This is a genomic window from Streptomyces sp. NPDC102283 (assembly GCF_044766265.1).
In the GTDB taxonomy this organism is placed as follows: domain Bacteria; phylum Actinomycetota; class Actinomycetes; order Streptomycetales; family Streptomycetaceae; genus Streptomyces.
Window position 1 is genome coordinate 920,045 of the sequence record NZ_JBIWLQ010000001.1, and the last position, 13,763, is coordinate 933,807.

Annotated in this window: 11 protein-coding genes; 10 read left to right on the forward strand and 1 reads right to left on the reverse strand. The window is 69.5% G+C overall.

The window, feature by feature from the left end:
- Positions 1 to 82 precede the first annotated feature (82 nt).
- From ACIRJT_RS04335 to ACIRJT_RS04380, 10 genes are all read left to right on the forward strand, one after another.
- Positions 83 to 1,012, forward strand: a complete 930-nt coding sequence (locus ACIRJT_RS04335; RefSeq protein WP_403904231.1) for an ABC transporter permease — start codon at positions 83 to 85, stop codon at positions 1,010 to 1,012.
- The gene (locus ACIRJT_RS04340; RefSeq protein ID WP_403904235.1) at positions 1,005 to 1,952 is read left to right on the forward strand and encodes an ABC transporter permease; all 948 of its coding nucleotides are present in this window, start codon (positions 1,005 to 1,007) and stop codon (positions 1,950 to 1,952) included. Before ACIRJT_RS04335 ends, ACIRJT_RS04340 begins: the two co-directional genes overlap by 8 nt.
- Before the next feature lie 11 nt (positions 1,953 to 1,963).
- Positions 1,964 to 3,022: an ABC transporter ATP-binding protein gene (locus ACIRJT_RS04345; protein ID WP_403904238.1), complete on the forward strand. Its 1,059-nt coding sequence runs from the start codon at positions 1,964 to 1,966 to the stop codon at positions 3,020 to 3,022.
- Positions 3,015 to 4,157, forward strand: coding sequence for an ABC transporter ATP-binding protein (locus ACIRJT_RS04350; protein ID WP_403904241.1), 1,143 nt, complete (start codon positions 3,015 to 3,017; stop codon positions 4,155 to 4,157). The genes ACIRJT_RS04345 and ACIRJT_RS04350 overlap by 8 nt, the downstream gene beginning before the upstream one ends.
- A gap of 164 nt (positions 4,158 to 4,321) precedes the next feature.
- Positions 4,322 to 5,953 (forward strand): ABC transporter substrate-binding protein, encoded by a 1,632-nt coding sequence (locus tag ACIRJT_RS04355; protein WP_403904244.1) that lies wholly within the window; start codon positions 4,322 to 4,324, stop codon positions 5,951 to 5,953.
- A 99-nt stretch (positions 5,954 to 6,052) separates the two neighbouring features.
- On the forward strand, positions 6,053 to 6,976 hold the full coding sequence (locus tag ACIRJT_RS04360; RefSeq protein WP_403904246.1) for an ABC transporter permease: 924 nt from the start codon (positions 6,053 to 6,055) through the stop codon (positions 6,974 to 6,976).
- A complete protein-coding gene (locus ACIRJT_RS04365; RefSeq protein ID WP_403904249.1) occupies positions 6,969 to 7,946 on the forward strand; it encodes an ABC transporter permease in 978 nt (325 codons plus the stop codon). The genes ACIRJT_RS04360 and ACIRJT_RS04365 overlap by 8 nt, the downstream gene beginning before the upstream one ends.
- A gap of 13 nt (positions 7,947 to 7,959) precedes the next feature.
- The gene (locus ACIRJT_RS04370) at positions 7,960 to 8,937 is read left to right on the forward strand and encodes an ABC transporter ATP-binding protein (RefSeq protein WP_403904252.1); all 978 of its coding nucleotides are present in this window, start codon (positions 7,960 to 7,962) and stop codon (positions 8,935 to 8,937) included.
- Positions 8,927 to 10,168 (forward strand): ABC transporter ATP-binding protein, encoded by a 1,242-nt coding sequence (locus ACIRJT_RS04375; RefSeq protein WP_403904255.1) that lies wholly within the window; start codon positions 8,927 to 8,929, stop codon positions 10,166 to 10,168. The genes ACIRJT_RS04370 and ACIRJT_RS04375 overlap by 11 nt, the downstream gene beginning before the upstream one ends.
- Positions 10,169 to 10,406: 238 nt before the next feature.
- On the forward strand, positions 10,407 to 11,468 hold the full coding sequence (locus ACIRJT_RS04380; RefSeq protein ID WP_403904257.1) for a hypothetical protein: 1,062 nt from the start codon (positions 10,407 to 10,409) through the stop codon (positions 11,466 to 11,468).
- 41 nt (positions 11,469 to 11,509) lie between these two features.
- Here the strand turns inward: ACIRJT_RS04380 and ACIRJT_RS04385 are convergent, their stop codons facing one another.
- Positions 11,510 to 13,636: a prolyl oligopeptidase family serine peptidase gene (locus tag ACIRJT_RS04385; RefSeq protein WP_403904260.1), complete on the reverse strand. Its 2,127-nt coding sequence runs from the start codon at positions 13,634 to 13,636 to the stop codon at positions 11,510 to 11,512.
- Positions 13,637 to 13,763 lie beyond the last annotated feature (127 nt).

Here is a 13,763-nt window from a genome sequence, read left to right on the forward strand (position 1 = left end):
CCTCAGCACGGCCGGAGGCGCGGGGGCCGTCTCTGCGAAGAGGCGGCCCCCGCGCCGCAGTTATCCCCACACGGAGGCACCCATGGGGCGCTATGTCGCACGACGACTGCTCCAGATGATCCCGGTCTTCATCGGGTCGACCCTGCTGGTCTTCCTGATGATGTACGCACTGCCCGGCGACCCCGTCAGAGCACTTGCCGGTGAACAGCACGTGGACGCGGCACAGATCGCGTCGATGAAGGCGAGTCTGGGCCTGGACCAGCCGATCTGGCAGCAGTATTTCAACTATCTGGGCAATCTGTTCCAGGGCGACCTCGGCACGCAGATCGGAACGCAGCGTCCGGTCGCCGAAGTGATCGCCGAGGCCTACCCGATCACCGTCAGACTGGCGATCTTCGCCTTCGTCTTCACGGTCGTCGCCGGGATCTCGCTCGGCATCGTCGCGGGCCTCAAGGCCGAGTCCCTCCGGGACCGCGGTCTGCTCGGCCTGACGCTGGTGCTGATCTCCATGCCGTCCTTCGTGCTGGGCTTCCTCGTCCAGTACTTCTTCGCGTTCCAGCTCGGCATCGCCAAGCCGAACGTGAGCCTGGAACCGACGAACACCGAGTTGATCATGCCGGCCATCGTGCTGGCCTCGCTCTCACTCGCCTACGTGGCCCGCCTCACCCGTACGTCGGTCGCCGAGAACATGCGCGCCGACTACATGCGTACGGCTGTCGCCAAGGGCCTGCCGCGCCGCCGCGTCATCGGCGTCCACCTGATGCGCAACTCGCTCATCCCGGTCGTCACCTTCCTCGGCACCGACATCGGCGCCCTCATGGGCGGCGCGATCGTGACCGAGGGCATCTTCAACATCAAGGGCGTCGGATCGCTCGTCTTCGAGGCCCTCAAGAAGCGCGAGGGCGCCACGGTCGTCGGCGTCGTGACCATGCTCGTCGTCGTCTATCTCGTCGCCAGCCTGCTCGTCGACCTGCTCTACGCGGTCCTGGACCCGAGGATCCGGTATGCCTGACACCACCGCACTCAAGAGCACCGACGCCACGGCCGTCGACGCGCCGCCCGCCACGGACGCGGGTCCCGCGCCCGGCAAGCCGCGCAGCCTCTGGTCGGACGCCTGGCACGACCTGCGCCGCAATCCGCTCTTCATCGTCTCGATGGCGCTGATCCTGGTGCTCGTCGTCATGGCGATCTTCCCGGGCCTGTTCACCAGCGCCTCGCCGCGGGACGCCAACCTGGCCGAGCACTACCTCCAGCACCCGAACTGGGGGCACTTCTTCGCCCCCGACTGGCTCGGGTACGACGGCCAGGGACGCTCCATCTACGCGCGCGTCGTCCACGGGGCCCGCGCCTCCATCACGGTCGGCGTCGTCGTGACCATCGCGGTCACCATCACCGGCCTGGTGATCGGCATGATCGCCGGCTACTTCGGCGGGTGGATCGACACGATCCTGTCCCGTGTCACCGACGTCTTCTTCGGCGTTCCCTTCATCGTCGGCGCCATGGTCATCCTGACCAGCTTCGAGCAGCGCTCGGTGTGGGTCGTGATCCTGTCGCTGGCCTTCCTCGGCTGGACGTCGATCGCCCGTGTCGCCCGTGGCTCGGTCATCACGATCAAGCAGGCCGACTACGTGGTCGCCGCCAAGGCGCTCGGCGCCTCCACCACCCGGATCCTGACGCGGCACATCCTGCCGAACGCCATCGCTCCGGTGATCGTGGTCGCCACCATCGCGCTCGGCGGCTACATCGCCGCCGAGGCCACCCTGTCGTTCCTCGGCATCGGCCTCGCCGAGCCGACGGTCTCGTGGGGCATCGACGTGTCCGCCGCGGCGGCCCAGCTGCGCAACGCTCCGTACGTCCTGATCATCCCCTCGGTGATGGTCTCGATCACGGTGCTGTCCTTCCTGATGTTCGGCGATGCGGTCCGCAACGCCCTCGACCCCAAGATGCGCTGAGGGAGGCGTTCGTGACCACCATCGACAAGACGGCCCACGTCCCCGCACCGCGGGGGTCCGTGAGTGGCGACGGTCCACTGCTCGACGTCCGTGACCTGCACGTGGAGTTCCACACCCGCGACGGTGTGGCCAAGGCGGTCAACGGTGTGAACTACACCGTCAGCGCCGGCGAGACGCTCGCGGTGCTCGGCGAGTCCGGCTCCGGCAAGTCCGTGACCGCCCAGACCATCATGGGCATCCTCGACATGCCGCCCGGGAAGATCACGCAGGGCGAGATCCTCTTCCGCGGCCAGGACATGCTGAAGATGTCCAACGAGGAGCGCCGGAAGATCCGCGGCCAGAAGATCGCGATGATCTTCCAGGACGCGCTGTCCTCGCTGAACCCGGTCCTCTCCGTCGGCTACCAGCTCGGCGAGATGTTCCGTGTGCACCAGGGCCTCTCCAAGAAGGAGGCCAAGGCCAAGTCCATCGAGCTGATGGACCAGGTCAAGATCCCGGCGGCGGCGGCCCGTATCTCGGACTTCCCGCACCAGTTCTCCGGCGGGATGCGCCAGCGCATCATGATCGCCATGGCGCTGGCCCTGGAGCCGGACCTGATCATCGCGGACGAGCCGACCACGGCGCTCGACGTGACGGTGCAGGCCCAGGTCATGGACCTGCTGGCCGAGCTCCAGCGCGAGTACAACATGGGTCTGATCCTGATCACCCACGACCTCGGCGTCGTCGCCGACGTCGCGGACAAGATCGCCGTGATGTACGCGGGCCGGATCGTGGAGACGGCCCCGGTCGGCGAGCTGTACAGCCGCCCGGCCCACCCGTACACCAGGGGCCTGCTGGACTCGATCCCGCGCCTGGACCAGAAGGGCCAGGAGCTCTACGCGATCAAGGGCCTGCCGCCCAACCTCACGCGTATCCCCGCGGGCTGTGCCTTCAGCCCGCGCTGCCCCAAGGCACAGGACATCTGCCGCACGGACGTCCCGCCGCTCGCCCCGGTGACCGAGCAGGACGGCCTTGAGCTGGTCGGCCGCGGCAGCGCGTGCCACTTCTGGAAGGAGACGATCCATGGCTGAGCTCAAGAAGGAGCCCGTGGACGCCACCCCGAACGTCTCCGACGTGGAGATCGTGGACGCCGCGACCGAGGCGGAGGCCGTAGCCGCCATCGACGCGCCCGTCAGCCAGGGCGAGCCGATCCTCCAGGTACGGAACCTGGTCAAGCACTTCCCGCTGACCCAGGGCATCCTCTTCAAGAAGCAGATCGGCGCGGTCAAGGCCGTCGACGGGATCTCCTTCGACCTGTACGCCGGTGAGACCCTCGGCATCGTCGGGGAGTCCGGCTGTGGCAAGTCCACGGTCGCCAAACTCCTGATGACGCTGGAGCGGGCCACCGCCGGCGAGGTCTTCTACAAGGGCCAGGACATCACCAAGCTGTCCGGCCGGGCGCTGAAGGCCGTGCGCCGCAACATCCAGATGGTGTTCCAGGATCCGTACACCTCGCTGAACCCGCGCATGACGGTCGGCGACATCATCGGGGAGACCTTCGAGATCCACCCCGAGGTGGCCCCGAAGGGCGACCGGCGCCGCCGCGTCCAGGAACTCCTGGACGTCGTGGGTCTGAACCCGGAGTACATCAACCGGTATCCGCACCAGTTCTCCGGCGGCCAGCGCCAGCGCATCGGCATCGCCCGGGGCCTCGCGCTCAACCCGGAGATCATCATCTGCGACGAGCCGGTCTCCGCGCTCGACGTGTCGGTGCAGGCCCAGGTCATCAACCTGATGGAGAAGCTCCAGGACGAGTTCAACCTGTCCTACCTCTTCATCGCGCACGACCTGTCCATCGTCCGGCACATCTCCGACCGGGTCGGCGTCATGTACCTCGGCAAGATGGCCGAGATCGGTACGGACACGCAGATCTACGACCACCCGACGCACCCCTACACCCAGGCGCTGCTGTCGGCGGTCCCGGTCCCCGACCCGGCGGCCCGTGAGGGACGCGACCGGATCATCCTGTCCGGTGACGTTCCGTCACCGGCGAACCCGCCCTCGGGCTGCCGCTTCCGCACCCGCTGCTGGAAGGCGGAGGAGCGCTGCGCCACGGAGGAGCCCCTGCTGGCGATCCCCGAGCGCTTCGTCGCGGGGGCCACGCCGGCCACGCACGAGTCGGCGTGCCACTTCGCCGAGGAGCGCGACGTCGTGCACGCGGCGTGACCGTTTCCGGTTCCTGAACGGCAGATGCCCGGTTCCCCGAGGGGGACCGGGCATCGTCGCGTCTGCCCGCGCCCCCGCCCGTACGGGGTAAGCCCACATGCGATACATGGGGTTATGGGGTGATATGAGGCATTGAGCTACTCGATGACTCTAGGAGGCACTCCATGCGCGGAGCCACACAGGTCAGGTGGGCCGCATGTGCGGTGGCCGTCGCTCTGGCAGCGACGGCCTGCGGCGGTGGTGGCGGTGACGGCGGCAGCGGCGGCGCCGACGGCATCGTCAGCTCCTCCTGGGGAGACCCGCAGAACCCGCTGGAACCCGCCAACACCAATGAGGTCCAGGGCGGCAAGGTCCTCGACATGGTCTTCCGCGGGCTGATCCGCTACGACCCGAAGACCGGCGAGGCCAAGAACATGATCGCCGAGTCCATCGATTCGAAGGACTCCCAGAACTTCACGATCAAGCTCAAGGACGGCTGGACGTTCTCCGACGGCGAGAAGGTCACCGCCAAGTCCTTCGTCGACGCCTGGAACTACGGCGCCGCGTTGAAGAACAACCAGAAGAACGCCTACTTCTTCCAGTACATCGAGGGCTACGACAAGGTCCACCCGGAGTCCGGCTCCGCCTCGGCCGAGACCCTGTCCGGCCTGAAGGTCGTCGACGACCTGACCTTCACCGCCAAGCTCACCCAGAAGTTCTCCCTGTGGCCCGACACCCTCGGCTACTCCGCCTTCGTCCCCCTGCCCAAGGCGTTCTACGACGACCACGACGCCTGGCTCTCCAAGCCCGTCGGGAACGGCCCGTACACCATCGAGTCGTACGCCAAGGGCTCCTCGATGAACCTGCGCAAGTGGGACGACTACCCGGGCGACGACAAGGCGAAGAACGGCGGCGTCGACCTCAAGGTCTTCACCGACAACAACACCGCCTACACCGACCTGACCGCGGGCAACCTCGACCTCGTCGACGACGTGCCCGCCTCCCAGCTCCGCAACGTCGAGGCGGACCTCGGCGACCGGTACATCAACACCCCCGCCGGCATCATCCAGACCCTGGCCTTCCCCTTCTACGACAAGGAATGGGACACCGACGACGCCCGCAAGGTCCGCCAGGGCCTCTCGATGGCGATCAACCGGCCGCAGATCACCGACCAGATCTTCCAGAAGACCCGCACCCCCGCCTCCGACTGGACCTCCCCGGTCCTCGGCGACGACGGCGGCTTCAAGAAGGGGCTCTGCGGCAAGGAGTGCACGTACGACAAGGCCGCGGCCAAGAAGCTGATCGACGAGGGCGGCGGCATCCCCGGCGGCCAGCTGAAGATCTCGTACAACGCGGACACCGGCTCCCACAAGGAGTGGGTCGACGCCGTCTGCAACAGCATCAACAACGTCATGGGCAACAACAAGGCCTGCGTCGGCGGCCCCGTCGGCACCTTCGCCGACTTCCGCGCCCAGGTCTCCACCCAGAAGCTGACCGGCGCCTGGCGCGCGGGCTGGCAGATGGACTACCCGCTGATCCAGAACTTCCTCCAGCCGCTCTACTACACCAACGCCCCGTCCAACGACGGCAAGTGGAGCAACGAGGAGTTCGACGGCCTGATCGACAAGGCCAACGCCGAGAGCGACAAGGCCAAGGCCGTCACCACCTTCCAGGACGCGGAGAAGATCCTCGTCACGGAGATGCCGGTCATTCCGCTCTGGTACCAGAACGGCAGCGCCGGCTACTCGGACCGGGTGGACAACGTCGAGCTGAACCCGTTCAGCGTCCCGGTCTACGAAGAGATCACCGTCAAGTGACGCGCTGAGCGACGCGGACGGCCGGGACGCCCGACACGCGCCCCGGCCGTCCGCGCACCCCTTGCCCGGTACTGCCTGACCCAACCCCCGGAGCCCCTCATGGGACGTTATGTGATCCGGCGGCTGCTGCAGATGATCCCCGTCTTCTTCGGCACCACGCTGCTGATCTTCCTCATGGTGAACGTGATGGGCGACCCCATCGCGGGCCTCTGCGGCGACCGCCAGTGCGACCCGGCCACCGCCGCCCAGCTGCGCTCCGAATTCGGCCTCGACAAGCCGGTCTGGCAGCAATACCTCACCTACATGGGCAACGTGTTCACCGGCGACTTCGGCACCGCGTTCAACGGGCAGAAGGTCACCGAGCTGATGGCCACCGCCTTCCCCATCACGATCCGGCTCACCGTCGTCGCGGTCGTCTTCGAGGTCGTCATCGGCATCAGCCTCGGCGTCGTCACCGGCCTGCGGCGCGGCCGTCCCATCGACACCACCGTCCTCATCCTGACGCTGGTCGTCATCGCCGTCCCGACCTTCGTCACCGGCCTGCTGCTCCAGCTCCTCCTGGGCGTCGAGTGGGGCATCATCAAGCCCTCGGTATCCGCCGACCCCACCTTCGACGAACTGCTCGTCCCCGGCCTGGTCCTCGCCTCGGTCTCGCTCGCCTACGTCACCCGGCTCACCCGGACCTCGATCGCCGAGAACGCCCGCGCCGACTACGTACGCACCGCCGTCGCCAAGGGTCTGCCCCGCCGCCGGGTCGTCGTACGGCACCTGCTGCGCAACTCCCTGATCCCCGTCGTCACCTTCATCGGCACCGACGTGGGGGCCCTGATGGGCGGAGCCATCGTCACCGAGCGGATCTTCAACATCCACGGCGTCGGATACCAGCTCTACCAGGGCATCCTGCGCCAGAACTCCCAGACCGTCGTCGGGTTCGTCACGATCCTCGTCCTCGTCTTCCTGGCCGCCAACCTGATCGTCGACCTCCTGTACGCCGTACTCGACCCGAGGATCCGCTATGCCTGAGCCGCAGTCATCGGACGGAGCGATCTCCCCGGCGGGCGCCGGCGGCCCCATGGACCTCGCCATGGCGGAGGGCGCCAGCCTGGAGAAGAATCCGGTCGGCCCCGACGGAAGCGGGCCGACCGGAAAGCCCCGCAGCCTCTGGTCGGACGCCTGGCGCGACCTGCGGCGCAACCCGGTCTTCATCATCTCCGGGCTGGTCATCCTCTTCCTGGTGGTCATCTCGATCTGGCCCTCGCTCATCGCGAGCGGCGACCCCCTCCAGGCCAACCTGGACGACGCCCAGAAGGGCTCGGAGCCCGGCCACCCCTTCGGCTTCGACCCGCAGGGCCGCGACGTCTACACCCGGGTCGTGTACGGCACCCGCACCTCGGTGACCGTCGGCGTCTGCGCCACCCTCGGCGTGGCGATCCTCGGCAGCGTGTTCGGCGGACTCGCCGGATTCTTCGGCGGCTGGTGGGACTCGATCCTCTCCCGCCTGACCGACGTCTTCTTCGGCATCCCCGTCGTCCTCGGCGGCCTGGTCTTCCTCTCCGTCGTCACCAGCTCCACCGTCTGGCCCGTCGTCGGCTTCATCGTCCTGCTCGGCTGGCCCCAGATCGCCCGCATCGCCCGCGGCTCGGTCCTCACCGCCAAACAGAACGACTACGTCCAGGCGGCCCGCGCGCTCGGCGCCTCCAACTCCCGGATGATGCTGCGCCACATCACCCCGAACGCCATCGCCCCGGTCATCGTCGTGGCGACCATCGCGCTCGGCACCTACATCTCGCTGGAGGCGACCCTCTCCTTCCTCGGCGTAGGCCTGAAGGACCCGGCCGTCTCCTGGGGAATCGACATCTCCGCTGCCGCCAACTACGTCCGCAACGCCCCGCACATGCTGCTCTGGCCCGCCGGAGCGCTGGCGGTCACCGTGCTCGCGTTCATCATGCTCGGCGACGCGGTGCGCGACGCCCTCGACCCCAAGCTGCGCTGAGGAGCCGGTTGCCATGTTGCTCGAAGTGCGCGATCTGCACGTGGAGTTCCACACCCGCGAAGGCGTCGCCAAGGCCGTCAACGGGGTCAACTACTCGGTGGCCGAGGGCGAGACGCTCGCCGTCCTCGGTGAGTCCGGCTCCGGCAAGTCCGTCACCGCCCAGGCGATCATGGGCATCCTCGACATGCCGCCCGGGAAGATCGCCGGCGGGGAGATCCTCTTCAAGGACCAGGACCTGCTGAAGCTCAGGCCGGAGGAGCGGCGGAAGATCCGCGGCCAGGAGATGGCCATGATCTTCCAGGACGCCCTGTCGTCGCTGAACCCGGTCCTCACCGTCGGCGAGCAGCTCGGCGAGATGTTCGTCGTGCACCGCGGGATGTCCCGCAAGGACGCGAAGGCCAAGTCCATCGAGCTGATGGACCGGGTCCGCATCCCGGCCGCCAAGGAGCGGGTCGGCAACTACCCGCACCAGTTCTCCGGCGGGATGCGCCAGCGCATCATGATCGCCATGGCGATGGCCCTGGAACCGTCCCTGATCATCGCCGACGAGCCGACCACCGCCCTCGACGTCACCGTCCAGGCCCAGGTCATGGACCTCCTCGCCGAGCTCCAGCGCGAGCTGAACATGGGCCTCATCCTGATCACCCACGACCTCGGCGTCGTCGCCGACGTCGCCGACAAGATCGCCGTCATGTACGCGGGCCGCATCGTCGAGACCGCCCCCGTGCACGACATCTACAAGGCCCCCGCCCACCCCTACACCAAGGGCCTCCTCCAGTCGATCCCGCGCCTGGACCAGAAGGGCCGGGAGCTCTACGCGATCAAGGGCCTGCCGCCCAACCTCACCCGCATTCCGCCCGGCTGCGCCTTCAACCCCCGCTGTCCGATCGCGAGGGACGTGTGCCGCAGCGACGTGCCGCCGCTCTACGAGGTGGACGAGCGGCGCCGGAGCGCCTGCCACTTCTGGAAGGAGACGCTCGATGCACGCTGACCGCGACGAGAGTGCGGGGACCGGCGGTGACGCGGCCGGCTCCACCCTCCTGTCCAAGGCGCGGGAGGACGCCGTCACTCCGTACGCGCAGGGCGACCCGATCCTCCAGGTACGCGGCCTCGCCAAGCACTACCCGCTGACCCGGGGCGTCCTTCTCAAGCGGCAGATCGGCGCGGTCAGGGCCGTCGACGGCGTCGACTTCGACCTGTACGCCGGCGAGACGCTGGGCATCGTGGGGGAGTCGGGCTGCGGCAAGTCGACCGTCGCCAAGATGCTCGTCCACCTGGAACGCCCCACCGCCGGCGCGATCCGCTACAAGGGCGAGGACATCGCGAAGCTGTCCGGCCGGGCGCTGAAGGCCGTGCGCCGCAACATCCAGATGGTGTTCCAGGACCCGTACACCTCGCTGAACCCGCGCATGACGGTCGGCGACATCATCGGGGAGCCGTACGAGATCCACCCCGAGGTCGCCCCGAAGGGCAGCCGCCGGCAGCGGGTGCAGGACCTGCTGGATGTCGTGGGTCTGAACCCGGAGTACATCAACCGGTATCCGCACCAGTTCTCCGGCGGCCAGCGCCAGCGCATCGGCATCGCCCGCGGACTCGCCCTCAACCCGGAGATCATCGTCGCCGACGAACCGGTCTCCGCGCTCGACGTGTCCGTCCAGGCGCAGGTCGTCAACCTGCTGGACCGGCTCCAGGCGGAGTTCAGCCTCAGCTTCGTCTTCATCGCGCACGACCTCTCGATCGTCCGGCACATCTCCGACCGGGTCGGTGTGATGTACCTCGGCCGGATCGTGGAGATCGGCTCCGACGCGGAGATCTACGACCACCCCACCCACCCGTACACCCAGGCGCTGCTCTCCGCCGTCCCCGTGCCGGACCCGACGGCCCGCGACCACCGGGAGCGGATCATCCTGCACGGCGACGTCCCCTCGCCCGCGAACATCCCCTCGGGCTGCCGCTTCCGCACCCGGTGCTGGAAGGCGCGGGAGCGGTGCGAACTGGAGGTCCCGCTGCTGGCGGTCCCCGCGGAGTTCCGGCAGGTCGACACCCCGGCCCGGCACGACTCGGCGTGCCACTTCGCGGAGGAGAAGCGCGTGGTACCGCCGGAGGGCCGGCTGGAGGTCCCGGGGCCCGCGGAGCCGGTGCCCGGGCCGGCGAAGAGGCCGGGGCCCGAGGCGGAGCCGGGGCGTACGGAGTCGGGACGCACCGAGGGCGAGACGTCATGAAGAGGCGTCAGATGCGTTAACACACAGGCAACTTCGCCGTCGCCGCACCGATATACGAACGCTCCATGCTGAACAGCGTACGGCCGTGCGGGTGCCGTGGTCCGGCCGGAGCGGCGTCCTGTCGCTCCGGCCGGTCGCCCACCGCTTCCGCCCTGCTGCGCCCCGTCGTGTCCTGCCCCGCCCCGCCCGTTCCCTGTGCGGGCTTGTTCATCCGTTCGGGGCAATGGAGTATCACCGGGTGACACTTACACGGGGAGCAAGAATCACCGGCGCCGTTCTGTGCGCGGTGCAGGCACTGATGGCCGTCGCCTGGCTGGTCCGGGACTTCCGGGTGGTGGACGGACCGGGGATGCTCTGGGACATCTGGGCGGGCGCCGCGAACGCCTGGGCCGTGCCCGCGACCACCACCACCGCCACCACCCTCGTCCTGCTGGTCGTTCACGCCGCCACCGCGGTAGCGGCGCTCCGGTCCGCCATCGCCGCTCCGGCCCTGGTCGTCGCCGGCATCGTCACGTTCGCCGTGCGGCTGCCCGGGGTCTGGACCATCGCCGACTCCCCGGCGCCGGAGGAGTTGCGCGACCGGGCGCTGCTCACCACGTACGCGGCCCTGGCGGCCGGACTCGCCATGGTCGTCGTCGGGACGGCGGGCCGCCGCCCGGTGGAGGACGGCGGGGAGCGGCCCGCCGGGCAGGGCCGGGGGGCCGGGGTGACCGCCTTCCTGTTGCTCGGTTTCCAGGCGGTGGTCTTCGCCGGCTGGGAGATCCGGCTGGCCTTCGTCTACCCGGACAGGCTGTATCCCGAGTGGTTCACCGGCGGGAGCCCCGTGGTCGTCCCGCTGACCGAGGCGCCGCCCGGCTGGATCAGCGTGGTGCTCATCCTGATGTTCCTGGCGGCGGCCGTCGGCGCGGTCGCCGGAGCGGCCTACGCGCGACCGCTCGGCCTGATCGCGGGCGGATTCCTTCTCTCGTCCGGTGCGCTGGGCTTGGGTCGCGTCATCCGCTTCGAGCTGTACGAGCGCTTCGCCGACCTGGACCTCGAGGTGCAGCTGAACACGCTGAGCCTCCTCACCTCGCTCATCGCCGGGATCGCCCTGCTCGCGGTCCTCGCCCGCAAGGGCGTCCGGCGGATCCCCAGCTCCCCCCAGGGACCGTGGGGCGGCGCGGGCCCCTGGGGCGCTCCGCCGCCCGGCTACCCGCCCGCCCAGGCGGCCCCCGGGCAGCAGCCGACCGCCCCCGGCTTCGGACCTCCGCAGGGCGGCGGCTTCGGGCCGCCTCCCTCCTCCCCGCCGCCCGGCTGGTGAGCGGGTGACGGGGAGGAGGGACCGGGCCGGCCGGGTGGCGCTCAGGCTCCGGTCAGCCCCAGCGACCGCTTGAGGAAGTCCACCTGGAGCAGGAGGAGGTTCTCCGCGACCTGCTCCTGCGGCGTCATGTGCGTCACCCCGCTCAGCGGCAGCACCTCGTGCGGACGCCCGGCGGCCAGCAGCGCCGAGGACAGCCGCAGGGCGTGGGCGACCACCACGTTGTCGTCGGCCAGGCCGTGCACGATCATCATGGGCCGGACCTCGGCGGCGGGCTCGGAGAGACCGTCGTCGGTGAGCAGCGAGTTGTACGCGTACACCTCCGGCTGCGTCGCGGGGTCGCCCAGATAGCGCTCGGTGTAGTGGGTGTCGTAGAGCCGCTGGTCCGTCACCGGAGCGCCCACCACCGCCGCGTGGAAGACGTCGGGCCGCCGCAGTACCGCGAGCCCCGCCAGATAGCCGCCGAAGGACCAGCCGCGGATCGCCACCCGGGACAGGTCGAGCGGGAACCGCCCGGCGAGCCCGTGCAACGCCTCGACCTGGTCCTCCATCGTCATCACGAGGTTGTCCCGCACCGCCTTCTCCCAGCCCGGCGAGCGGCCCGGCGCGCCCCGCCCGTCCGCCACGACCACCGCGAAGCCCTGGTCCGCGAACCACTGCGAGGTCAGGTGCGCGTTGTGGGCGGCGACCACCCGCCGGCCGTGCGGACCGCCGTACGGATCCATCAGGACCGGAAGGGGACCATCCGACTCCTGGTAGTCCGAGGGGAGCAGGACGGCGCACGGAATCCGCCGTGCGCCCCCCTCGGTGAGCGTCACGCGGGCGGTGAGCACCGGCTCCTGGGCGAAGCTCGGGATCCGGGTCAGCCGCTTGCCGTCCCGCACCACCCACGCCGCGGCTCCGGGCTCCTCGGGGACGGCCGAGACCACGACCGCGAGGCCGCCCGAGCGGACCGCGGAGTGGACGCCCACCCCTTCGGAAATCCGCTCGATTCCCAGCTCGTTCACCCGGTACACATGGATCTGCCCGATCTCCGGCTCGACCGCGTCCTCACCGGCCACCGCCGAGACCAGGATGTCGGACTCCCCGATGTCCAGCACCGACTGGACGTGCAGCTGCGACCCGGTGAGCAGCCGGTCCCCGACCGCCAGGACCCGAGCCCCGCCCTCGTCGACGATCCGCACCAACCGCCCGTCCGGCGCCCACGCGGGCACCCCGGGGAAAAGATCCAGCCACACCGGGTCCTCGTCGACATGCACGATCCGGGTCGCCCCGGTCTCCGGGTCCACCGCCAGATACCGCTGGCTGCGCTGGTCCCGGGCCTGCACCAGCAGCAGCGGAGCACCCGCGGAGGACCAGTGCACCTGGGCCAGGTACGGGAACGCGGCCCGGTCCCAGACCACTTCGGTACGGGCTCCCTCCAGATCCATGACGAAGAGCCGCACCTCGGCGTTGGGCGTGCCCGCCGCCGGGTAGGCGATCTCGGCGGGCCGACGCTCGGGATGCGCGGGATCGGCGATGTGCCACCGCTGTACGGGGCTGTCGTCGGCCCGCGCGACCAGCAGCCGGTCCGACTCCGGCGACCACCAGAAACCCCGGAAGCGGTGCATCTCCTCGGCCGCGATGAACTCGGCCAGACCGTAGGTGACATGGGAGTTCTCCGGCTCGGCCAGCGCCCGGTCGCCCTCGCCCCCCGCGCCCACGACCCGCAGCGCACCCTTGGCCGCGTACGCGATGTGCCGGCCGTCGGGGGACGGGCGGGGGTCGATCACCGGGCCCGGCACCGGCAGCGCCCGCGCGGTTCCGGCCCGCAGTTCGGCCACGTACACCTTTCCGGACAGGGCGAACGCGGCCAACTCCGCAGCCGCGTCGACCGCGTAGGAGACGATGCCCGACGACCCCTCCCGGGTCCGCTCGCGCCGGGCCCGCTCCTGCGCCGACAGCTTCTCCGCCGCACCGCCCAGCAGGACTTCGGGATCGGCGGCGATCCGCTCCTCGCCGGTCGCCGGGTCGAGGACCCAGAGGCGGGTGGAGCGGTCCGTTCCGGACATCGAGCGGAGGAAGATCACGCGCGTCTCATCCGGTGAGACGGTGAAGGCGCGAGGTGCGCCGAGAGTGAAGCGCTGGGTCCGTGCTTGCTGGCGGGGAAAAGACAGCTTCTGCGAGGTCATGGCTTCGAACTTAGCCTCGTGCGGCGGTTCGTGCGCCCCTCGTGCTGCTGTGCCCCGATCAATGCGTTGGCACGGATAGTTATGATCCGTAGCACTAGGTGGGTAGGAACCTGCTGACTTCGCGTAC

What these genes read in the sequence shown, in the direction of transcription:
- ACIRJT_RS04335 (WP_403904231.1), top strand. Translation starts at nt 83, where the DNA reads ATGGGGCGCTATGTCGCACGACGACTGCTCCAGATGATCCCGGTCTTC.
- ACIRJT_RS04340 (WP_403904235.1), top strand. Translation starts at nt 1,005, where the DNA reads ATGCCTGACACCACCGCACTCAAGAGCACCGACGCCACGGCCGTCGAC.
- ACIRJT_RS04350 (WP_403904241.1), top strand. Translation starts at nt 3,015, where the DNA reads ATGGCTGAGCTCAAGAAGGAGCCCGTGGACGCCACCCCGAACGTCTCC.
- ACIRJT_RS04355 (WP_403904244.1), top strand. Translation starts at nt 4,322, where the DNA reads ATGCGCGGAGCCACACAGGTCAGGTGGGCCGCATGTGCGGTGGCCGTC.
- ACIRJT_RS04360 (WP_403904246.1), top strand. Translation starts at nt 6,053, where the DNA reads ATGGGACGTTATGTGATCCGGCGGCTGCTGCAGATGATCCCCGTCTTC.
- ACIRJT_RS04365 (WP_403904249.1), top strand. Translation starts at nt 6,969, where the DNA reads ATGCCTGAGCCGCAGTCATCGGACGGAGCGATCTCCCCGGCGGGCGCC.
- ACIRJT_RS04370 (WP_403904252.1), top strand. Translation starts at nt 7,960, where the DNA reads ATGTTGCTCGAAGTGCGCGATCTGCACGTGGAGTTCCACACCCGCGAA.
- ACIRJT_RS04375 (WP_403904255.1), top strand. Translation starts at nt 8,927, where the DNA reads ATGCACGCTGACCGCGACGAGAGTGCGGGGACCGGCGGTGACGCGGCC.
- ACIRJT_RS04385 (WP_403904260.1), bottom strand. Translation starts at nt 13,636, where the DNA reads ATGACCTCGCAGAAGCTGTCTTTTCCCCGCCAGCAAGCACGGACCCAG.